General features: G+C 70.8%; 17 protein-coding genes, 4 tRNA genes, 1 other RNA gene and 1 pseudogene. 14 read left to right on the top strand and 9 right to left on the bottom strand.

Translation table 11 applies throughout. The features are described from left to right. Positions 1–86: 86 nt before the first annotated feature. From purL to purS, 3 genes are read right to left on the bottom strand one after another with little or no spacing between them, the layout of a single operon-like run. Positions 87–2,336: a phosphoribosylformylglycinamidine synthase subunit PurL gene (purL, locus tag OG883_RS30685; RefSeq protein WP_266547528.1), complete on the bottom strand. Its 2,250-nt coding sequence runs from the start codon at positions 2,334–2,336 to the stop codon at positions 87–89. Beyond that, positions 2,333–3,013 carry a phosphoribosylformylglycinamidine synthase subunit PurQ gene (purQ, locus tag OG883_RS30690; protein WP_266547531.1) on the bottom strand — a complete coding sequence of 227 codons (681 nt, stop codon included), beginning with the start codon at positions 3,011–3,013 and terminating at the stop codon, positions 2,333–2,335. Before purQ ends, purL begins: the two co-directional genes overlap by 4 nt. Then, positions 3,010–3,255, bottom strand: a complete 246-nt coding sequence (gene purS, locus OG883_RS30695) for a phosphoribosylformylglycinamidine synthase subunit PurS (RefSeq protein ID WP_215092426.1) — start codon at positions 3,253–3,255, stop codon at positions 3,010–3,012. The genes purQ and purS overlap by 4 nt, the downstream gene beginning before the upstream one ends. Before the next feature lie 279 nt (positions 3,256–3,534). On the opposite strand from purS, the gene OG883_RS30700 reads away from it, so the two are divergent. The 8 genes from OG883_RS30700 to OG883_RS30735 all read left to right on the top strand — a co-directional run bounded on the left by OG883_RS30700 (position 3,535) and on the right by OG883_RS30735 (position 8,187). Next, entirely contained in the window at positions 3,535–3,870 is a 336-nt protein-coding gene (locus OG883_RS30700; RefSeq protein ID WP_266547537.1) for an Lsr2 family protein, read from the top strand. A gap of 99 nt (positions 3,871–3,969) precedes the next feature. Continuing rightward, a tRNA-Gly gene (locus OG883_RS30705) sits at positions 3,970–4,041 on the top strand. An 81-nt stretch (positions 4,042–4,122) separates the two neighbouring features. Continuing rightward, a tRNA-Gly gene (locus OG883_RS30710) sits at positions 4,123–4,195 on the top strand. Positions 4,196–4,357: 162 nt separating this feature from the next. Next, positions 4,358–5,293, top strand: coding sequence for an ABC transporter ATP-binding protein (locus tag OG883_RS30715; RefSeq protein WP_266547540.1), 936 nt, complete (start codon positions 4,358–4,360; stop codon positions 5,291–5,293). Further along, on the top strand, positions 5,290–6,126 hold the full coding sequence (locus OG883_RS30720) for an ABC transporter permease (protein ID WP_266547542.1): 837 nt from the start codon (positions 5,290–5,292) through the stop codon (positions 6,124–6,126). The genes OG883_RS30715 and OG883_RS30720 overlap by 4 nt, the downstream gene beginning before the upstream one ends. Then, complete coding sequence (locus tag OG883_RS30725) at positions 6,099–7,481, top strand: histidine kinase (RefSeq protein WP_323181009.1); 1,383 nt, start codon at positions 6,099–6,101, stop codon at positions 7,479–7,481. The genes OG883_RS30720 and OG883_RS30725 overlap by 28 nt, the downstream gene beginning before the upstream one ends. Further along, positions 7,478–8,092, top strand: a complete 615-nt coding sequence (locus OG883_RS30730; RefSeq protein WP_266547545.1) for a response regulator transcription factor — start codon at positions 7,478–7,480, stop codon at positions 8,090–8,092. Before OG883_RS30725 ends, OG883_RS30730 begins: the two co-directional genes overlap by 4 nt. 22 nt (positions 8,093–8,114) lie before the next feature. Further along, positions 8,115–8,187 (top strand) — tRNA-Gly (locus OG883_RS30735). 47 nt (positions 8,188–8,234) lie between these two features. On the opposite strand, the gene OG883_RS30740 is transcribed toward OG883_RS30735, so the two are convergent. The 6 genes from OG883_RS30740 to ffs form a co-directional block, all read right to left on the bottom strand. Next, on the bottom strand, positions 8,235–9,134 hold the full coding sequence (locus tag OG883_RS30740; RefSeq protein WP_266547548.1) for a phosphoribosylaminoimidazolesuccinocarboxamide synthase: 900 nt from the start codon (positions 9,132–9,134) through the stop codon (positions 8,235–8,237). Positions 9,135–9,246: 112 nt separating this feature from the next. Beyond that, positions 9,247–10,707, bottom strand: a complete 1,461-nt coding sequence (locus tag OG883_RS30745; protein ID WP_266547551.1) for a N,N-dimethylformamidase beta subunit family domain-containing protein — start codon at positions 10,705–10,707, stop codon at positions 9,247–9,249. Positions 10,708–10,926: 219 nt separating this feature from the next. Next, on the bottom strand, positions 10,927–12,621 hold the full coding sequence (locus OG883_RS30750) for a hypothetical protein (RefSeq protein WP_266547554.1): 1,695 nt from the start codon (positions 12,619–12,621) through the stop codon (positions 10,927–10,929). A gap of 213 nt (positions 12,622–12,834) precedes the next feature. Then, complete coding sequence (gene purD / locus OG883_RS30755; protein ID WP_266547557.1) at positions 12,835–14,085, bottom strand: phosphoribosylamine--glycine ligase; 1,251 nt, start codon at positions 14,083–14,085, stop codon at positions 12,835–12,837. A gap of 59 nt (positions 14,086–14,144) precedes the next feature. Further along, positions 14,145–16,388: a DNA polymerase III subunit gamma and tau gene (locus tag OG883_RS30760; RefSeq protein WP_266547560.1), complete on the bottom strand. Its 2,244-nt coding sequence runs from the start codon at positions 16,386–16,388 to the stop codon at positions 14,145–14,147. Positions 16,389–16,437: 49 nt separating this feature from the next. Next, positions 16,438–16,532, bottom strand: an RNA gene (ffs, locus tag OG883_RS30765) — signal recognition particle sRNA small type. Positions 16,533–16,605: 73 nt separating this feature from the next. Between ffs and OG883_RS30770 the strand changes: the two genes are divergently transcribed. The 6 genes and pseudogenes from OG883_RS30770 (at position 16,606) to OG883_RS30795 (ending at position 21,110) form a co-directional block, all read left to right on the top strand. Beyond that, a tRNA-Ser gene (locus tag OG883_RS30770) sits at positions 16,606–16,693 on the top strand. Positions 16,694–17,425: 732 nt separating this feature from the next. Continuing rightward, positions 17,426–17,977: pseudogene (locus OG883_RS30775) on the top strand (DUF234 domain-containing protein); the annotation flags it as partial. Positions 17,978–18,273: 296 nt separating this feature from the next. Then, positions 18,274–18,969, top strand: a complete 696-nt coding sequence (locus tag OG883_RS30780; protein WP_266547563.1) for a L,D-transpeptidase — start codon at positions 18,274–18,276, stop codon at positions 18,967–18,969. Between the two features lie 72 nt (positions 18,970–19,041). Then, positions 19,042–19,245, top strand: coding sequence for a hypothetical protein (locus tag OG883_RS30785; protein ID WP_266547565.1), 204 nt, complete (start codon positions 19,042–19,044; stop codon positions 19,243–19,245). Positions 19,246–19,467: 222 nt separating this feature from the next. Then, entirely contained in the window at positions 19,468–19,881 is a 414-nt protein-coding gene (locus OG883_RS30790; protein ID WP_266547568.1) for a YciI family protein, read from the top strand. Continuing rightward, positions 19,878–21,110, top strand: a complete 1,233-nt coding sequence (locus OG883_RS30795; protein ID WP_266547571.1) for an RNA polymerase sigma factor — start codon at positions 19,878–19,880, stop codon at positions 21,108–21,110. The genes OG883_RS30790 and OG883_RS30795 overlap by 4 nt, the downstream gene beginning before the upstream one ends. The last annotated feature ends 12 nt before the right edge of the window (positions 21,111–21,122 follow it).

Consider the following 21,122-nt stretch of genomic DNA (forward strand, 5'->3'; position numbering starts at 1 on the left):
CAACCCCAAAACGACAGAGCCCCTGCCCGGGTGCGGGCAGGGGCTCTGTCGGCTGTCGGTGGTCGGCAGTCCGCAGTCGTGGTGCGTCAGACCAGCAGACCGGGGATGGTCTCCTCGTGGGCAGTGCGGAGCTCGGTCAGCGGGATACTGAACTCGCCCTGGACCTCGACCTCGTCACCGTCCACGACACCGATACGGGTCACGGGCAGACCCCGCGCTCCGCACATGTCGTTGAAGCGGAGCTCCTCGCTGCGGGGGACGGCGACGACCGCACGGCCGGCGGACTCGCTCAGCAGGAAGGTGAAGGCGTCCAGCCCCTCGGGGACGATCAGACGTGCGCCGGTGCCGCCACGCAGACAGGACTCGACGACTGCCTGGATCAGGCCGCCGTCGGACAGGTCGTGGGCGGCATCGATCATGCCGTCGCGGGAGGCGGAGATCAGGATCTCGCCCAGCAGCTTCTCGCGGTCCAGATCCACCGCCGGCGGAAGCCCGCCGAGGTGGTCGTGGACGACCTCGGACCAGGCCGAGCCGCCGAACTCCTCCCGCGTGTCACCGAGCAGATAGAGGAGCTGGCCCTCCTCGGCGAACGCGATCGGCGTGCGGCGGGTGACGTCGTCGATCACACCGAGGACCGCCACCACGGGGGTGGGGTGGATCGCGGTGTCACCGGTCTGGTTGTAGAGCGAGACATTGCCGCCGGTGACCGGGGTGCCCAGCTGCAGGCAGCCGTCCGCGAGACCACGGGTGACCTCGGCGAACTGCCACATGACGGCCGGGTCCTCGGGCGAACCGAAGTTCAGGCAGTCCGAGATCGCGAGCGGCCTGGCCCCGGAGGCGGCGACATTGCGGTACGCCTCCGCGAGCGCCAGCTGCGCACCGGTGTACGGGTCGAGCTTGGTGTAGCGGCCGTTTCCGTCGGTGGCCATGGCCACACCCAGGTTCGTCTCCGCGTCGATGCGGACCATGCCCGCATCCTCCGGCATCGCCAGGATGGTGTTGCCCTGCACGAACCGGTCGTACTGATCGGTGATCCACGCCTTCGACGCCTGATTCGGCGACGCGACCAGCTTCAGCACCTGCTCCCGCAGCTCGGCCGAGCCGGCCGGCCGGGGAAGCTTGTTCGCGTCGTCGGCCTGGAGCGTGTCCTGCCAGTCGGGGCGGGCGTAGGGCCGGTGGTACGTCGGCCCCTCGTGCGCCACCGACCGCGGCGGTACGTCCACGATCTGCTCGCCGTGCCAGAAGATCTCCAGCCGCTCGCCCTCGGTGACCTCACCGATGACGGTGGCGATGACGTCCCACTTCTCGCAGATCTCCATGAACCGCTCGACGTTGCCCGGCTCGACGATCGCGCACATCCGCTCCTGCGACTCGCTCATGAGGATCTCCTCGGGCGAGAGCGTCGCATCGCGCAGCGGCACCGTGTCCAGCTCGACCCGCATACCGCCGGAGCCGGCGGACGCCAGCTCGCTCGTGGCGCACGACAGGCCCGCGCCGCCGAGGTCCTGGATACCGGCGACCAGCTTCTCCTGGAAGATCTCCAGGGTGCACTCGATGAGGAGCTTCTCCTGGAACGGGTCACCGACCTGGACGGCCGGACGCTTGGCGGGACCCGTCGAGTCGAAGGTCTCGGACGCGAGGACCGAGACGCCGCCGATGCCGTCGCCGCCCGTGCGGGCGCCGTAGAGGATGACCTTGTTGCCCGGGCCGGACGCCTGCGCGAGGTGGATGTCCTCGTGCTTCATCACACCGATGCATCCGGCGTTGACCAGCGGGTTGCCCTGGTAGCACGCGTCGAAGACGACTTCGCCGCCGATGTTGGGCAGACCGAGGCAGTTGCCGTAGCCGCCGATGCCCGCCACCACGCCCGGCAGGACGCGCTTGGTGTCGGGGTGGTCGGCCGCACCGAAGCGCAGGGGGTCGACGACGGCGACCGGGCGGGCACCCATGGCGAGGATGTCGCGGACGATGCCGCCGACGCCGGTGGCCGCACCCTGGTAGGGCTCGATGTAGCTGGGGTGGTTGTGCGACTCGACCTTGAAGGTCACCGCGTAACCCTGGCCCACGTCCACCACACCGGCGTTCTCGCCGATCCCGACGAGCATCGCGTCGTTGGCGGGGACCTTTTCGCCGAACTGCTTCAGATGCACCTTGCTGCTCTTGTACGAGCAGTGCTCCGACCACATCACCGAGTACATCGCGAGCTCGGCACCAGTCGGACGGCGGCCCAGGATCACCCGGATCCGGTCGTACTCGTCCTGCTTGAGGCCGAGCTCCTTCCAGGGCTGCTCGGCCCCGGGGGTCTCGGTGGCGTGCTTGACGGTGTCGAGAGTCATGCGTTGACCAGCTTCTTCAGGATCGAGGTGAAGAATCCGAGACCGTCGGTACGGCCCGTACCGATCAGCGGCTCCACGGCGTGCTCGGGGTGCGGCATCAGACCCACCACATTGCCCGCGGCATTGGTGATGCCCGCGATGTCACGGAGCGAGCCGTTCGGATTGAAGTCGAGATACCGGAAGGCGACACGGCCCTCGGCCTCGAGCTCGTCGAGCGTGCGCTCGTCGGCGACGTACCGCCCGTCCATGTTCTTGAGGGGAATCCTGATCTCCTGACCGGCGGTGTAGTCCGCCGTCCAGGCCGTCCCGCTCGTCTCCACCCGCAGCTTCTGCTCACGGCAGATGAAGTGGAGGTGGTTGTTCTGGAGCATCGCGCCCGGCAGCAGGTGCGACTCGGTGAGGATCTGGAAGCCGTTGCAGATACCGAGGACCGGCAGACCGGCCTTGGCCTGCTCGATGATCGTTTCCATCACGGGCGAGAACCGGGCGATCGCTCCGGCCCGCAGGTAGTCGCCGTAGGAGAAACCTCCGGCCAGCACGACAGCATCGACCTGCTTCAGGTCCTTGTCGCGGTGCCAGAGCGAAACGGGCTCGGCGCCCGCCAGCCGGACAGCCCGAAGGCTGTCCTTGTCATCCAGCGTCCCGGGGAAGGTGACGACTCCGATACGAGCGGTCACGACTCCACCTTTACGACGAAGTCCTCGATGACGGTGTTGGCGAGGAACGTTTCGGCCATCTCATGGATGCGGGCGAGGGCGGCGTCATCGACCGGCCCCTCCACCTCCAGTTCGAAGCGCTTTCCCTGACGTACGTCCGCGATTCCATCGAATCCGAGACGGGGCAGTGCGCGCTGCACCGCTTGTCCCTGGGGGTCGAGGATCTCGGGCTTGAGCATGACGTCAACTACGACGCGTGCCACGGGCACTCCCGGTGGTGTGTTGCGAGGGCGGTTCCCTCAGCGTACCCGCCCGAAAAATCTACGCGGGTAGATATCAAGAGAACACTCGGGGAAAATTCAGGGAAAAATCCATCCCACCATTGCCGCGGGACACGCGCATGTAATTGGCTGGGCTTCCCACTGCGCCACCGACCGCTGTACAAAGGAATACAGAGGAAAGCAGCATTGCCCCTCAACAGCCGGAAAGCCGGTATCCCCGCATGCCAGAACCGGTGATACCGCAGGAAAGGACCGATATCCGTGGCTCAGCGAGTAGTGGTCACGCTCTCCGACGACATCGACGGCGGAGAAGCGGCGGAAACGGTCGCCTTCGCCCTGGACGGGAAGTCGTACGAGATCGACCTCAATCCCTCCAATGCAAAGAAACTGCGCAAGGCCCTGGCCCCGTACATGGCGGCCGGGCGAAAGCAGACAAACGCCAGCAAGCATGACAAGTCCCGCATCTCGTACCGGCACACCGCCCTGGCGCCCGCTCCGGCCGCCGTACGGGCCTGGGCGCAGTCCAACAAGATGGAGGTGCCGGCCCGCGGCCGGATCCCCAAGCGGGTCTACGAGGCCTTCCGCGAGGCGAGTTGAGGTCGCGCGCCGCACCGAGTTGCGCTGCACCCCTGCTGATCGGCTAAAGTCTGGAACACGCCGAGGGGCGAGGCCGCAAGGCCCCACCTCACGCAGCGTGCGGGTGTAGTTCAGTAGTAGAACATCCCCCTTCCAGGGGGAAGGCGCAGTGTGCAATTCCTGTCACCCGCTCTGCATCGCTTTACCGATCCACTGAAGTGGATCAGGTAGAGTGGTGGTCGCACCGTTCAGTGAGAGCTGAGCGGCAGCAATGCGGACGTGGCTCAGTTGGTAGAGCATCACCTTGCCAAGGTGAGGGTCGCGAGTTCGAATCTCGTCGTCCGCTCAGAGAACGAAGGCCCTGGTCGAATCGACCAGGGCCTTCTTCGTATGCGCACGCCCCCGTGCGACCGGCTGATCCCCGGCCTTTCCCTCCGATGACATTTGTCATGAGCAGTGGTGACAGCACGCACTGCTGCCCGCCCCGCGACGGCGGAAGGCTGGAGTCATGGCTGAAGGCATGGCAGATGTGATCGAGGTCGAGGAGCTGCGGCGTACCTACGCCGGGGGCTTCGAGGCCGTATCCGGGATCTCGTTCTCGGTGGCGCGCGGCGAACTCTTCGCGCTGCTCGGTACGAACGGCGCGGGCAAGACCTCCACAGTGGAACTGCTGGAGGGACTCGCCCGCCCGACCGCCGGCACCGTACGGGTACTCGGCCACGATCCGTACACCGAGCGCGCCGCCGTACGGCCCCGTACCGGGGTGATGCTCCAGGAGGCCGGGTTCTCCTCCGAGCTGACGGTCGCCGAGACCGTACGGATGTGGGCGGGCTGCACCAGTGGCGCACGGCCGGTCGACGAGGCCCTGGACATGGTGGGGCTTCCGCGGCGCGCGAACGTGCGGGTGAAGCAGCTGTCCGGGGGCGAGAGGCGCCGGCTGGACCTGGCCATGGCGCTGCTCTCCCGGCCCGAAGTGCTCTTCCTTGACGAGCCGACGACCGGACTGGACGCCGAAGGGCGGCGCGAGACCTGGGAGTTGGTGCGGACACTGCGCGACAGCGGCACGACCGTGCTGCTGACCACGCACTATCTGGAGGAGGCCGAGGAGCTGGCCGACCGGCTCGCGATCCTGCACAACGGGCGGATCGCGGCCCGCGGCCGGGTCGACGAGGTCGTCGCCGCGCAGCCCTCGCACATCTCCTTCGAGCTGCCCGACGGCTACCTCGTCGGCGATCTGCCGCCGCTCGCGCCGCTCGGGATCAACAGCCACGAAACGGCAGGGCGGACCGTACGACTGCGGACCTCCGAACTCCAGCGTGCCGCCACCGGGCTGCTGTTGTGGGCCCAGGAGAACCAGGTCGAACTGCGCGGGCTCGATGTCCGCTCCGCCTCGCTGGAAGAGGCCTTTCTGCACATCGCCCGGGAACAGGAGACCACCCGATGAGCACCACGGACACGGCGCCGGCCACTCTCGGCACGGAGGGCGCCGGTGCCGCGGCATCCGCGCGGCCGGTGAAGAGCGCCGGGACCCGGATGGCCGCGCTCGCCCGCGCCGAACTGACGCTGCTGGGGCGCAACAAGGCCACTCTTCTCACGGCACTGGTCCTGCCCGCGATGCTCACCCTGTCCATGTCCTCGGCGGTCGACGGCATGGAACTGGAGGACACCGGGCTGACGATGGGAACCGTGCTGCTGCCCGGTGCGCTCGGCTTCTCGCTCCTCTTCACCGTCTACTCGACGCTGGTCGGCGTGTTCGTCGTACGGCGCGAGGAGCTCGTACTGAAGCGGCTGCGCACCGGCGAGCTGCGCGACCGGGAGATCCTGGCCGGTGCCTCGATCCCGTCGGTGGTGCTCGGCCTGGTGCAGTGCGTCGCGCTCGCGGTCGGCTGCACGGTCGTGATGGACGTCCCCGCTCCCCAAGCGGTGTGGCTCGCCCTGGCCGGCCTGGTGCTGGGGTTGGCGATGATCTGCGCGCTGGCGGCGGCGACCGCGGCGACGACCAAGTCCGCCGAGGGCGCCCAGATCGCGGTGCTGCCCATGCTGCTGCTGTCGATGGCGGGTTCGGGCATGGTCGTCCCGCTGGATGTGATGCCGGACAAGCTCGCGTCGGCCTGTGAACTGCTGCCGCTGACCCCGGTGATCGGCCTGATCAGGAGCGGCTGGACGGGCGGGGCGAGCGGGGCCGAGACCCTCGGTCAGGCTGCGGTCGTGGTGGCCTGGACCATCGTCGCCGTGTTTGCTGTGCGCAAGTGGTTCCGCTGGGAGCCGCGACGCTGACGGAGCAGAGACTCAGGACGGCAGACGGGGGCGGGGAGATGGTGGTCGGACGGGTGCGCCGCTGGCGCGATCGGTGGCAGGCGCGCAGCAGGCTGCAGAAGATTGACCTCTACTCGCGCGCCACCCTGTGCGTCCTGGTCTGGTTCCTGATGGCGACCTGGAGCGCACTCCCGCTCCTCTCAGGCCTCCGGGACGAGCCGCTGCACCTGGCCCTCGGCGCGGCGCTGTTGGCGGTGAACATCGCGCAGTGCGTGGTCAGCAACCGCTCCATCGGCCCGGCGTTCGACCACTATCTCGGCACATCGGTCTTCCCGCGTGTGCGGCTGGTGGCGCCGCTGGTGCTGCTGGGCGTGGCGGTGGCACTGGTGGCGGCACTGGTGGCGGTGAACGGCATCGAGGACGGCGGGGTCGCGTTCCTCATGATGGACATTCCGCTGGCCTTGACGATTCCGTACTCCCTGCTCGTACCGGTCCGGACCTTCCTGCTGCAGTACGTGGTGTTCGCCGCGCTGCACTTCGGGGTCTTCGCGGCCGTCGGAGTGCGCGGCGGCGCGCTGGCCGCGCTGCTTCCGATGCTGCTGCTCAGCTGCTTCCTGACGGTGGTGACCGTACGGCCCGGGGCCTGGAGTCTGCAGGTGATGTGGCAGGCGGAGGAGGCCAGGGACGTACAGGCGCGGCTGGCGGTCGCGGAGGAACGGCTGCGCTTCGGCCGGGACATGCACGACGTACTCGGGCGGAATCTCGCGGTGATCGCGTTGAAGAGCGAGCTGGCCGTGCAGCTGGCCCAGCGCGGGAGGCCCGAGGCGGTGGCGCAGATGGTGGAGGTCCAGCGGATCGCCCGGGAGGCGCAGAAGGAGCTGCGGGAAGTGGTACGCGGATACCGGGAGGCGTCGCTCGGGGTGGAACTGGAAGGCGCACAGAGCGTGTTGAAGGCGGCGGGCATCGACTGCCGGATCGAGGGGGACGGCAGGGAGCTGCCGGAGGCGGTCCAGTCGGCGCTGGGATGGGTCGTACGGGAAGCGACGACCAATGTGCTGCGGCACGGGGACGCCCGGCGCTGCACCATCTCCCTGGCGGCACTGGGGGGACGCGTGGCACTCGTCGTCGAGAACGACGGACTCGACGACGGACTCGACGACGGGGCGACCGGGGCGGATGGGATGGCCAGGGTGGATGCGGCGGATGGGATGGATGGGGTGCGCGGGGTGGCGGATGCGCCCGGCACCCCCGGTTCGGGGCTCGCGGGACTGCGTGAGCGGCTGGCCGCGCTCGACGGCACACTGGGCGCCGGCCGTACCGACAAGGGCCTGTTCCGGCTGACCGCGAAGATCCCCCTCCCGCAGGAGGCACGATGACCATGCCCGTACGGGTACTGCTCGCCGATGACGAGCATCTGATCCGGGGCGCGCTGGCGGCGCTGCTCGGGCTCGAGGACGATCTCGTGGTGGTCGCCGAGGCCGCGACAGGGCCCGAGGCGCTCGCCATGGCGCGGGCGCACCGGCCGGACGTGGCGGTGCTGGATCTTCAGATGCCCGGCGCGGACGGTGTGAGGGTGGCCACATCTCTGAGAGCGGAACTGCCCGGGTGCAAGACGATGATCGTGACGAGCCACGGGCTGCCCGGCCATCTCAAACGGGCGCTGGTGGCGGGCGTGCGGGGCTTTGTACCGAAGACGGTCAGCGCCCAGCGGCTGGCCGAGATCATCCGCACGGTGCACGCCGGAAACCGTTATGTGGACCCGGAGTTGGCGGCCGACGCGATCTCGGCAGGGGACTCTCCGCTGACCGCCCGGGAGGCGGAGGTGCTGGAGCTGGCGGCGGACGGGGCGCCGGTCGCGGAGATCGCGGAGCGGGCGTCGCTGTCCCAGGGGACGGTACGGAATTACCTCTCCTCGGCCGCCTCCAAGCTCGGGGCCGAGAATCGCCATACGGCAGTACGGCTCGCACGGGAGCGAGGTTGGGTATAGTGGTCTCCGCGCCACGGCGCATGCGGACGTAGCTCAGTTGGTAGAGCGCAACCTTGCCAAGGTTGAGGTCGCCAGTTCGAACCTGGTCGTCCGCTCAGTGCAAGAAGGCCCCGGTCATCGCGACCGGGGCCTTCTTCGTGCTCTATGACCAGGTGTTCCCGGTGAGGAGCTCGTACGCCTCCAGGTACTTGGCCCGGGTCGCGTCGGTGATCTCCTGCGGGAGGGCGGGCGGCGGCTGCTCGCACTTGCGGTCCCAGCCGGAGGCGGGCGAGGTCAGCCAGTCACGGACGTACTGCTTGTCGTACGACGGCTGGGCGCGGCCCGGCTCCCAGGTCGCGGCCGGCCAGAAGCGCGACGAGTCCGGCGTCAGCACCTCGTCGGCGATGATCAACCGGTCGCCCTCGAAGCCGAACTCGAACTTTGTGTCGGCGAGGACGATGCCGCGGTCGCGGGCGATGCCGCGAGCCCTGCCGTACACGGCGAGGGTCGTCTGGCGCAGCTGGGCGGCGGTCTCCGCGCCGACCTGGCGGGCCACTTCCTCGTAGCTGACATTCTCGTCGTGATCACCGACGGCCGCCTTGGTGGCGGGCGTGAAGATCGGGGCGGGGAGCTCGGAGCCGTCGCTGAGGCCCTCGGGCAGTGCGAGGCCGCAGACCGTACGGGACTCGTTGTACTCCGCCAGGCCCGAGCCGGTGAGATAGCCGCGGGCGACGCACTCGACGGGGACCATCCGGAGGGACTTGCAGACGAGGGTGCGGCCCGCCCAGTCCGCGGGGGCGCCCGCGGGCACCTCGGTGGAGATGACGTGGTTCGGGACGAGGTCCTGGAGGCGCTCGAACCACCAGAGCGAGAGCTGGGTGAGGACCCGTCCCTTGTCGGGGATCTCGGTGGGCAGCACCCAGTCGTAGGCGGAGATACGGTCGCTGGCGACCATCACGAGGTCGCCCGCCTCGTTCTCGTACAGGTCGCGCACCTTGCCGGTGTGCAGATGTACCAGGCCCGGCACCTGAAGCGGCTCGGGCTTTTCGACGAATCCGGACACGGTTCCTCCCCGTGGTTATGTCCAACGGGTCCGATTCTCCCGTATGCCGGGAGGGCGGGCCCGGCCAGGGGGGCCCGGAGCCTCTTCGCCGTTCTCGCCGTTCTCGAAGCCTCTAGTCCCGCTTGCAGATGCGGTCGAGGAGATTGGCGGTCGCGCGCTGTACTCGGGTGTCGATATGGCCGGGCCGGTCCAGCGCCGGGGACCAGGCGAAGGTGCCGGAGGCGAAGACCAGGGCGCCGGAGGGGGCGCGGTAGAGCGAGGTCTCCTGGTGGCGGGTGACGCCGTCGCCGTCCTGGTAGGGCGAGTGGGCGAGCAGGATCCGGCCCTGGTGCTCGGGGAGCGCGGTGCGCGGGAAGTAGCGGTCGGCCTCGCCCGCGACCAGCCCGGGGATCTCGTCGCCGTCGCCTGCGCCGGCCGCCTCCCAGAGCCAGTGGTCCGCGTTCCGTACGACCAGGGGGTGCGGCTCCGGGACCCGTCCCGCGTACTGAATGCCCAGCAACTGCTGCTCGGCCCGGTCGATCTCGCGCCACAGCGCGGGCTTCCCGGGGCCGCGGCGCTTGCGGCAGGTGAGGAGGCGGTCGGGTACGCCGGAGGCGGACGGGCCGAGCTCGACCTGCCAGTACATGGTGTTGGCGGAGAGGAAGACGAGTGAGGTGCCGTGGTCGCGGGCGCGCTCGACGGTGCGGCGCATGGGGGCCGACCAGTACTCGTCGTGGCCGGGGAAGACCAGTCCGCGGTAGCGGGTGGGGTCGACGCGGCCGGCGTGGAGGTCTCGGGTGTCGGCGTAGGCGACGTCGTAGCCGTACCGCTCGGCCCAGCGGATGAAGTCGTAGGCATGGCCGACATGGAGGGGCAGGCCCGCGCCCGCGTACGGACGGTCGAAGGAGACCGTGATGGCGGCGTCCTCCTCGCCCAGGAGCCGGCCGGCTTCGTCCCACGCGTGGTAGAGGCTGGCGCCGGTGCGGCCGTCCTCCGGGTAGAGGTTGTACGCCTGCCAGGTGATGTCGGGCAGGAGCAGCAGGAGGTCGGCGGGCTGGTCGTCGCGGACCGTGAAGGGGATGTGGGAGCGGTAGCCGTCACCGGTGGTGAGCACGGCGACATACGCGCCGATCGACCAGTAGGAGGGGATCTGCAGCCGCCAGGAGAGCCACCAGTGGTGGCAGGAGACGGTGCGGTCGGCGGTGAGCGGGGACGGCTGGACGATGCCGGAGAGGCGGGGGCTGGTGGTGATCTTGGCCGCTCCGTCGCCGGCGTAGTGCCCGATGCGGTAGATGTCGACGGAGAACTGCTGCGGCGGGTCCACGGTGATGTGGAAGTCGATCGACTCGCCGGGCGCCGCCGCGCCGGTGGACGCGAAGCCCTTGATCTGGCGGCGTACGTCGTCGGCGGTACGGGGTCCGCCGGAGCCGCCCCGGGCCAGGTTGGGGTCGGCGTACCAGGGGACGACCTGGCCGGTGTCGCCGAAGTAGTGCTCGCCGCCGCGCAGCCAGGGGAGCGGGCCCTGCCCGAAGGGGTCCGTGACCGCGTGGGCGAGAGCGCCCGATTCCCATCGCCGGATCTGCTCCGCCCCCATGCTGCGCCCTCCCTCGGTGTCCCCGGGACCGCTGTGATGCGCCGATTGTTCAGCGCCGGTCTCCAGCACATCACATAACGCACGCACTCCGTCACCGTTCGTCGCGAATTGACGTGAATGGAACGTTGGACTCCGCACGGGCGGGGCATCCGCCGCCCCGGCACCGGCAGCAGTTCCCCGTCCGCACCGCCGGAGGGGCGCCCGGCGGCGGACCCGGCTCTACACCAGGCGGACGGGCTTCTCCGGGCGGACGCCCAGGGAGCGCAGCCAGGCGCGCAGCGGGGTCGCGTTGCCGTCCTCGACCAGGCTCAGGACCGGGCTGCCCAGGTCCCCCCGGCGTTCACCGTCGATCAGGAGGGCCGGGCCGTCGAGCCAGTCGAGGCCGGGGGCCGCGCCCGCGGTGTCGACGGCGGTGCAGCAGACCATCGCGGTGACATGGTCGGCGAGCAGCTCGCGGCCGGTGCGAGGCGGCTGCAGCGGGAACAGCGGCAGCGGGTCCGTGCCCCCCAGCGCCAGGACGTCGCCGGTGCCGTCCGTCGGAGCCGCCAGGGCCGCCGGTGACGCGGCGGAGGGGGTCGCTGCGGCCTCGCGGGCCGCCTCCTCGCGGGCGACCTCCGCGCTGATCCCGGCCGCCAGGGCCTCGCTCGCATCGACCGGAACCGTCCCGAGGACACCGCGGGCGGAGAGATGGTCCATCACCCGCGCGAGAGTCGGACCCTCGGGGCTGGTCGACGGAGGTACGCCCATGCCGTCCAGGACCCGGTGGAGACGGGCCGCTTCCGTACGCCACTTACGGTCGACGACCTCTTCCGGATACTGCTGCCAGTCCACCGGGGACCAGTCGGGGCCCGCATCGGCCGGGCCGCCGTGGAAGAGGCGGGCGGCCAGCAGCGACGCGGCCTCGTCGACCGCGCCCGGCTCCTCGAGGAGATCGCAGGCGGGGCGCTCGCCCAGCCGGGAGGTGAAGCCCTCGGCGAGGCGGTCGCGGCGGGAGAGCTCGGTCAGGGCGGAGACGACGCCCGCGTCGAGCCGGGAGGGCCAGCGGCCCATGCGCCAGGCGGGCAGTGCCACCCGGGTCAGCAGCCGGTCCCAGCCGGCGTAGGCGAGGCCCACCTGCTCCTGGGCGACGATCCGCAGACCGTAATCCACAGCCTGTGCACGCTCCGAGGCGGCGGCCGCGACGCCCCGCTCCATCTCGGCGGCATGGACCTGGCAGCTGCGCAGCAGCACCCGCGTGACCTGGCCGACGAAGCCGAACGCCAGCGTGCGTATGAAGCCGTGCCCGGGGCGGGCGGCGTCGGCGACCGCGGCATCCAGGCCCCGCACGAAACGGCGCGCCGCGGCTATGTCGGGGTGGGCGGAGGGGCCGGTCCCGGCGACGACCGGCGCGAGCACCGCCCGCAGCTCCGCCACCCGCATCCACCACAGGAAGGGCGAGCCGATCACCAGCACGGGCGCGTCGGCCGTCCGGCGTCGGCGCCCGCCCCGTATCGCATGCGCAGGGTGCGTACGGTCCTCGAGCCAGCTGTCGCAGTCGGGGGTGAGGGCCAGCGCGGAGGGCGCGGGCACCTCGAGCCGCTCCGCCAGATCCCGCACCAGCCGGTACAGATCGGGGGCCGCCCGCTCCGCGAGCTCCACGGTCGGGCTGAGCGCCGGACTGGCTCGTACGATCACGGCGGAGACGGCCGCGGCGAGCAGCAGGACGACGACCGCGCAGACCGTCACGGCCCAGCGCGCCGCATCCCAACTCCCGCCGGCCATATGTCCCGTCGCACCGCCCGCGAGCAGCACCACGGCGACGGCCGCGGGCAGCAGTGCCACGGCCAGTGCCCTACTGCGGATGCGCAGCACGGCGAGAGCTCGTGAGCGCGCGCCCAGCGCGCCCATCGACTCACCGATACCGGTACCGGACACAGCCGGACCTCACCCCCTCTGCCCTGCGACGGTGTTGCTCACTCCCCCACTGTGGCACCCACCACTGACATCGCAATGCCGGTGGGCCAAGTGCCGGAACGCCTGCGCCGCACCCTAGTTGGGGGCTTCGGCGGGCGTCATCCGGATAGCTCAGCCGTCACTCGATGGAATGGCTTTGGGTAAAGGTGATGACGGTTTCCGGGCCCTAGGGGTTCACTCCCCCGCGGCCTTGCGTGCGATGTCCGTACGGTGCTGCGAACCGTCCAGCCGGATCCGGGCCACCGCCCGGTACGCCCGCTCCCTGGCCTGCGAGAGGTCCTTGCCGGTCGCGGTGACCGACAGCACCCGGCCGCCGGCACTCACGACCGCGTCACCGTCCCGCTTGGTTCCGGCATGCAGGACGTACGCATCGGGGGCATCCTTCGCCGTGACCTCGTCCAGTCCTTCGATCGGGTCGCCGGTGCGCGGGGTGTCCGGGTAGTTGTGCGAGGCGACGACCACGGTGACGGCTGCTTCGTCGCGCCACCGCAGCGGCGCCTGGACGTCCAGGGTGCCCTGGGCGGCGTTGAGCAGGACACCCGCGAGCGGCGTCTTCAGACGGGCCAGGACCACCTGGGTCTCCGGGTCGCCGAAGCGGGCGTTGAACTCGATGACCCGCACACCGCGCGAGGTGATCGCCAGACCCGCGTACAGCAGCCCCGAGAAGGGCGTACCGCGGCGGTGCAGCTCGTCGACGGTGGGCTGGAGGACGCCGGCCATGACCTCGTCGACCAGGTGGGGGTCGGCCCACGGGAGCGGGGAGTACGCGCCCATGCCGCCGGTGTTGGGGCCCTCGTCGCCGTCGAGGGCGCGCTTGAAGTCCTGGGCGGGTGTCAGCGGAAGGACCGTACGGCCGTCGGTGATGGCGAAGAGGGAGACCTCGGGGCCGTCGAGGAACTCCTCGATGACGACCCGGCCGCAGGCCAGCGCGTGCTCGCGGGCGGCGGCGAGGTCGTCGGTGACGACGACACCCTTTCCGGCGGCGAGACCGTCGTCCTTGACCACGTAGGGAGCACCGAAGGCGTCGAGGGCCTCGTCGATCTCTTCGGGGGTCGTACAGACATAGCTACGGGCCGTGGGCACTCCGGCCGCCGCCATCACGTCCTTGGCGAAGGCTTTGGAGCCCTCCAGCACGGCCGCCTCGCCGGAGGGGCCGAAGCACGGGATGCCCGCCGCCCGCACGGCGTCGGCGACCCCGGCGACGAGCGGCGCCTCCGGGCCGACGACGACGAGCTCGGCCGCCAGCTCGCCGGCGAGCCGTGCCACGGCAGCGCCGTCCAGCGCGTCCACCGGGTGCAGCTCGGCGACCTCGCCGATGCCGGCGTTTCCGGGGGCGCAGTGCAGCGCGGTGACGTCGGGATCGAGGGAGAGAGAGCGGCACAGGGCGTGTTCGCGGGCGCCGCCGCCGATGACAAGGACCTTCACGGCAGCCAGCCTAGCCGCCGGGGCGGATGTCCTTGTACGGGTGTCCGAGGGGCAGGCCCCTACTCGTTCGTGTATTCCTCCACGACCGTGGCGCCGAGCTCGCGCACGATCACGTCGACGCCGGAGAGCGCGGAGTCGACGAGATCCGGGTCGTCCTCCTCCGGAACATCGTCCTCGAGCGCGACCGGGGGCGGGGTGTGCACCTGCGCGGCGCGCGGGGGCTCGGGCGCGGGGGCCGAGGAGCCGTGGCCGGGTGCGGGCCGGGAGCCGGACGGAGCCGTCTGTGCGGGGCGGGGCGCGGGGGCTGCGGGGACCGAGGGACCCGGGGCCGGGGATACGGGGGGCCTGCCGCCGTACCCTCCACCGCCTCCGCCTGCGCTTCCTCCACCGGACGGGGGCTGCGCGCCGCCGCCGGGGCCGCCCACGCCGCCCGAGGGATCGACGATCGCCTCGACCTTCCACTGCACGTTGAACTGTTCGGCGAGCGCCTGCTTCAGCACCTCTTCGCTGCCGCTGCTCGTGAAGTTGTCCCGGGCGCCGGCGTTGATGAAGCCGAGCTGGAGGGTGGTCCCGTCGAACCCGGCCACCTGGGCGTTCTGGCTGAGGAGGATCCAGGTGAAGCGGCGACGGTTCTTCACGGCCTCCAGAATGTCCGGCCACATGTTCCGCACCTGGACCGCGCCCTGCGCCATGCCCGGGCTCGGCGCGGCCTGGCCGGGGGCTGCGGAGCCGGCCGGCGGTGCGGGCGCGGCCTCCTGGGGCTGGGGCGCGGCGGGCTGTCCGCCGCCCTGTCCCGTGCCCTGTCCCGGCGTCGATGCGGTGGGCCAGCCGCCGGGACGCCGCCCGTTCTCCGCTCCGGCCGCGGCGGGCCAGGCACCCGGGCGCTGTCCGGGGTCCTGCTGCTGCACGGGCTCGGCCATCGGCGCCGGTGTGGGAGCGGAGGCAGGCTCGGGCGCGGGAGCCGGAGCGGCCTGGGGCGCGCCCCCGCCCCGGGCGGCCGCGCGGGCCGCCGCGGGTCCGCCGTCTTGGGCCACCGGCGGTGCGGGCTGCTGCACGGGCTGTGCGGGCGGTACGGGAGCGTGCGCCTGGGCCTCGGGCCCGGGGACGTACCCCATCGCGGGCCCCTGGCCCCCGGTCGTCAATGTCACGCCCCGCTCCAGCCGGTCCAGCCGGGCCTGAACGGACCGCTCGTCGTCGAAGGCGGCCGGCAGCAGCACCCGCGCACAGATCAGCTCGAGCTGCAGCCGCGGCGAGGTGGCACCGCGCATCTCCGTGAGCCCGGTGTTGACGAGATCGGCGGCGCGGCTCAGCTCGGCCGCCCCGAACACCGAGGCCTGTGCCTGCATCCGCTCGACCGCATCGGCGGGCGCGTCGATCAGACCCGTGCTGCCCGCGTCCGGCACAGCGGCCAGGATCACCAGGTCCCGCAGCCGCTCCAGCAGGTCGGCGACGAAGCGCCGCGGGTCGTTGCCGCCCTCGACCACCTGGTTCACGACCTCGAAGGCCGCGGCCCCGTCGCCCGCCGCGAAGGCGTCCACGATCGAGTCGAGCAACGACCCGTCCGTGTAGCCGAGGAGGGCGGTGGCCATGGCGTACGTCACACCCTCCTCGGTCGCGCCCGCCAGCAGCTGGTCCATGACGGACATCGAGTCACGCACGGACCCTCCGCCGGCCCGCACGACGAGCGGCAGCACACCGTCGGCGACCGGGATCTGCTCCCTGCCGCACACCTCCCCCAGGTACTCGCGCAGCGTGCCCGGGGGCACGAGCCGGAAGGGGTAGTGGTGCGTACGCGACCGGATGGTGCCGATGACCTTCTCGGGCTCGGTCGTCGCGAAGATGAACTTGAGGTGCTCCGGGGGCTCCTCGACCACCTTCAGCAGAGCGTTGAAGCCCTGCGGGGTGACCATGTGCGCCTCATCGATGATGTAGATCTTGTAGCGGCTGCTCGCGGGTCCGAAGAAGGCCTTCTCACGCAGGTCACGGGCATCGTCCACACCACCGTGCGAGGCGGCGTCGATCTCGATGACGTCGATCGACCCCGGCCCGTTGCGCGCGAGGTCGCGGCAGGACTGGCACTCGCCGCACGGCGTCGGCGTGGGCCCCTGCTCGCAGTTCAGACAGCGGGCGAGGATGCGCGCACTGGTCGTCTTTCCGCAGCCGCGCGGCCCGCTGAACAGGTACGCGTGATTGACCCGGTTGTTCCGCAGGGCCTGCTGCAGCGGGTCAGTGACATGCTCCTGCCCAATGACCTCGGCGAACGACTCGGGGCGATAGCGGCGGTACAGCGCAAGGGACGACACGCCTACGAGGTTATCGGGGCCCACTGACAAGCGGCGCCGCCGCCAAACGCAAAGCGCCCCCCACGCACCCGCCAGAGCCGACCTACCCTTGCTGCCTTCCGGCCCTGGGGGAGTTCAGTCAGATAGCGCCACGTGAGGGGCTCCGCACAGGGTACCTGATGGCCGGGGGTGGGAACGAGTTCGCGAGCACTCCTCAACGTCTTGTATTGTTTGCCGCGGAGGATTCGCCTAGTGGCCTAGGGCGCACGCTTGGAAAGCGTGTTGGGGGCAACCCCTCACGAGTTCGAATCTCGTATCCTCCGCCAGTGCCTCACCGGGCACGATGTCGAAGGGCCCCACCGTTCGCGGTGGGGCCCTTCGGCGTGCACCGGCTGCATTTCCGGTTGCATCCATAAGCGACGATTTCCGGCATTTCGGTGAGCAGATGGCTCCCTCGCGCTGCGAGTAGATGCAGCCCGCGAGGCGCCGACGCCCGCCAGGGGGAAGCTGCTCTCGTGCGCCCCCTCGGATCGCGGGTATGCGCCATCCTGAACCCGGCGCCGGACCGGCTCCGGCCCCGCTGCGGCGCTCCCTGGACTGGCGAGGTGCACCCCACATGACGTCCCGATCAACACTGCCGACATGGCTGGGCAGCCTCGACGGCTCTCGTCTGGCGCGCGTGCTCGTGACGCGGAAGGACGCTGTGTCCCCTCCGGAGCCGTGCTCGGTGGGGGAGTTGGCGGACCGTCTTCAGCGCCCGGGGTCGGTGGCGCTGGCCCTGCCGCGGCTCGCGCTGCCACACCTGCAGGTGGCCGAGGCGCTGGCGGCGCTCGGGGCACCCGCGTCGCGCGATGCCCTGGCGAAGCTGCTGGGAGCGACGGACGACGAAGCCGCTCGCGAGCTGGACGCCGCGCTGGAGGTACTGGCCGATCATGCTCTGGTCTGGCCGGATGACGCGGGGAAGTTCCGCATGGCCGCACCCTTGCGGCAGGCATGGGACGCACCCCTGGGGCTCGACGCTTCGTCGGAAGAGCTGTTGGCGGGCACGACCTCCGACCGTCCTGACCGAGAAACGGGTGGTGGCAGCCGAGCTGCCCCTCTCACTGCACCCGTCGAAGGAACGCCGCTACCGAGTGGCAGACCCTTACCTGCGGTTCTGGCTCGCTTTTCTGGATCCGCACATGGCGGAGATCGAGCGGATGCGGGGAGATCTCACTCTGAGCCGGATCAAGGAGCAGTGGACGAGCTGGCGGGGCCGCGCGATCGAGCCCGTGGTCCGGGAATCCCTCGCCCGTCTCCTGCCGGACGGGCTCCTGCCCGCCACCCCGGCGATCGGCGGGTACTGGACCCGGAGCAACGACGTCGAAATCGACCTGGTGGGCGCCGACCGGCAGCCGGTGGCCGGGCAATTGCTCTTTCTGGGGTCGGTCAAGTGGCTGGAGAAATCCGCGTTCGACAACCACGACCTGGCCGCGCTGCAAAAGCACCGGGCGGCGATCACCGACGAGCCGGTACCGCTCGTGGCGGTCTCCCGCAACGGGACCAGTTGTTCCGGGCTCCAGGCAGCGTACGGCCCCGAGGAACTGCTCAGCGCCTGGCGCGGGGCATGAGCAGGGGCCGGGCTCCTGCGGTTGCAGGTGGTCCTTCTCGAGGAAGTTCTCGGCCAGTACCCGGCCCGGGTTGCCCAGGCCGATGACAGGCCGCCGCGGTGTGAGGTGCGTCATGAAGCCGCGAAAAGTGGTGCCCCTCGGGCCGCGGTGCCCCCGTCCCACCGGGTCGCCGCGCCTCCCCGCATCTGCTGGGGCGGCCGTTACCGAACCGTCTTCTTTCCGCGCGCAACTGCTGTCTCCCCTTGGCCGTCTACCACTCGGAACTCGCACCACCTGCGCACAAGGAGCCGACAGCCGTGGGGGACATACGCCGACGAGGAGTCGTCGCACTCGGGATCACCGCGCTGGTGGCCCCGCTCACTCTGGCCATGGGGAGCACGACTGCTCAGGCAGCCTCCTGCACGACGCAGACCGGGGCGTACCAGAAGCAGGTCGAGAAGTTCCTCGGCCGCCCGGTGGACGGAAAGCAGTCGGCCGGCGACTGCAAGGCGATCCAGGCCTTCCAGACGAAGCACTCGATCACCCCGAACGCCGGGCTGGCGGGCCCCGTCACCTGGGGCGTCATGGATCTCATGAACAAGCAGAAAGCTGTCGGGAAGAACCCGAACAAGGCCGGCACGTGCCCGACGAACAAGGGCCGTATCGCCTGCGTCGACCTGACGCTCCAGCTCAGCTGGATCCAGGACGGCACGAAGCTGGTGCACGGACCGGTCGCGGTGCGTACCGGCCGCAAGGGGCACCAGACCCGCACCGGCCTGAAGAAGATCTACTGGCGCCACATCGACCACGTGTCCAGCCTGTACGACGTGCCGATGCCGTACAGCCAGTTCTTCGACGGCGGCCAGGCCTTCCACTCAGTCGGCATCAGCGTCTGGGCACCGCCCGGCTCGCACGGGTGCGTGAACATGACCAAGAGCGACGCCGCCACGTACTGGAGCCTGCTCCGCAACGGCGACGACGTCTTCGTCTACGGCCGCAAGTCCGGAACCTGAGACACACCCCGGCCGCGGGCGCCGCCGCGGCCCCAGGGGGCGACCGGCCGGCAGACGTCCGGGCTTGTGGAGATGTGTCTGCAGGTCGGCGGAACGCTCGGCACGGCACTTGTGGGGGCGGCACTCCTTCACGCCCACTCCGGGGCGGCCCCGCTGCCGGGCGGTGCCTTCGCCTCCGGCTTCTCTCTCACCGCGGGCGTCCTGGCGGCCGCCGCACTGACCCAGACACTTCTGATCGCCTCCACGCGCGCTGCCGGCAGCGCCACATCGCTGTGAGGGACGGGACTGTCCCGGTTCCGGTCCCCTCCGCATCCGGCGGTCGCACTCCTTCGCAGCGACGCGTCGGTGGGAGTGACCATGCGACCGGACCGCTCCGGCGTAGTCCCGGAGAGTGGTTCCGAGGAAATCTTCCGCGAGGTGTCGAGAATCCGTCGACGGCCACGACGTCCCCTGTGAAAGTTGCCCACAAGGGCGACTGCGCATCCGAGGAGCGAGGTCATGAAGTATCTGGTGATGGTGCAGGGCTCACAGGCCGACTACGAAGCCATGCGCGGCACAGCCACCGCGAACAGCCCGGCCTGGAGCGAGAAGGATCTGCAGGCGATGTTCGCCTTCATGGGCGCGGTCAACAACGACCTCGCCGAGTCCGGTGAACTCGTGGACGGGAACGGGCTGGCCGAGCCCGCCCAGACCCGCTGCGTGAGTGCGGGCAAGGACGGACGGCCCGTCATCACGGACGGTCCGTACGGCGAGACCAAGGAACTGCTCGCCGGTTACTGGGTGCTCGAGTGCGAGAGCCTGGAGCGGGTGACCGAGATCGCCGCGCGCGTCGCCCAGTGCCCGATCCCCGAGGGCGCCCCCGACTACCCCGTGGTCATCCGTCCCATCCTCGACAGCGGAGGCGATGTGTGAGACGTACGACCGAGGTCGAGGACCTGCTGCGCCTGCACGCGCCGCAGGTCCTCGGCGCGTTGGTACGCCGCTACGGACACTTCGGCATGGCCGAGGACGCCGCGCAGGAGGCGCTCCTCGCCGCCGCGCAGCAGTGGCCGGAACAGGGCCTCCCGGACAATCCGCGCGGGTGGCTGATCAAGGTCGCATCGCGGCGGCTGACGGACCAGCTCCGCAGTGACGGGGCACGGCGCAGACGCGAGGAGACGGCCGCGGCGCTCACGCCACGGGACGCCTTCACCGCGCCGCCGCCCGGTGAGAGCCGCGCCCCGGCCGAGGACGACACCCTCACCCTGCTTTTTCTGTGCTGCCACCCCGGGCTCGCCCCGGCCGCGCAGATCGCGCTCACCCTGCGGGCCGTCGGCGGTCTGACCACGGCCGAGATCGCCCGCGCGCACCTGGTGCCCGAGCCGACGATGGCGCAGCGCATCAGCCGGGCCAAGCAGAAGGTCAAGGGGGAGCCCTTCCGGCAGCCGGGGCCCGAGGACCGCGATCAGCGGCTCGCCGCCGTGCTCCAGGTGCTCTACCTGATCTTCAACGAGGGCTATACGGCAACCTCCGGCAGCGCCCTGCACCGCTCCGACCTCGCCCGCGAAGCCATCCGGCTGGTCCGGGCCGTACGCCGGCTCCTGCCGAAGGAGGGTGCGGTGACCGGGCTGTTGGCGCTCATGCTGCTCACCGAGGCCCGCAGCGCGGCGCGCACCGGACCGCACGGCGAACTGGTCCCGCTCGACGAGCAGGACCGCACCCTGTGGGACCCGCAGACGATCGCCGAGGGCACCGCCCTGGTGGAGGAGGCCCTGTCCGAAGGCCCCGCCGGCGCCTACCAGTTGCAGGCGGCGATCGCGGCCCTGCACGACGAGGCGGCGCGTGCCGACGACACGGACTGGCCGCAGATCCTCGCCCTCTACGACATCCTCGTACGCCTCGCCCCCGAGCCGATGGCCGAACTCGGCCGGGCCGTGGCCGTCGCCATGGTGCACGGCCCGCGGGCGGGGCTCGCCGAAGTCGCCAAGCTGGAGGACCGGTTGGCGGGCCACCACCGGCTCGATGCCGTACGCGCTCATCTGCTGGAGAAGGCGGGGGACGTCGAAGCTGCGCGGGCCGCCTACCAGTCGGCCGCCAGGCGCACGCTCAGCGTCCCCGAGACGCGTTACCTCCAGACGCGCGCCGCCCGGCTGACCCCCTAGGCGCCCTCGCCG

Origin of the sequence: Streptomyces sp. NBC_01142, assembly GCF_026341125.1 — a bacterium.
In the GTDB taxonomy this organism is placed as follows: Bacteria; Actinomycetota; Actinomycetes; order Streptomycetales; family Streptomycetaceae; genus Streptomyces.

What these genes read in the sequence shown, in the direction of transcription:
- OG883_RS30785 (WP_266547565.1), top strand. Translation starts at nt 19,042, where the DNA reads ATGTGTCTGCAGGTCGGCGGAACGCTCGGCACGGCACTTGTGGGGGCG.
- OG883_RS30730 (WP_266547545.1), top strand. Translation starts at nt 7,478, where the DNA reads ATGACCATGCCCGTACGGGTACTGCTCGCCGATGACGAGCATCTGATC.
- OG883_RS30720 (WP_266547542.1), top strand. Translation starts at nt 5,290, where the DNA reads ATGAGCACCACGGACACGGCGCCGGCCACTCTCGGCACGGAGGGCGCC.
- OG883_RS30790 (WP_266547568.1), top strand. Translation starts at nt 19,468, where the DNA reads ATGAAGTATCTGGTGATGGTGCAGGGCTCACAGGCCGACTACGAAGCC.
- OG883_RS30715 (WP_266547540.1), top strand. Translation starts at nt 4,358, where the DNA reads ATGGCTGAAGGCATGGCAGATGTGATCGAGGTCGAGGAGCTGCGGCGT.
- purL (WP_266547528.1), bottom strand. Translation starts at nt 2,336, where the DNA reads ATGACTCTCGACACCGTCAAGCACGCCACCGAGACCCCCGGGGCCGAG.
- OG883_RS30745 (WP_266547551.1), bottom strand. Translation starts at nt 10,707, where the DNA reads ATGGGGGCGGAGCAGATCCGGCGATGGGAATCGGGCGCTCTCGCCCAC.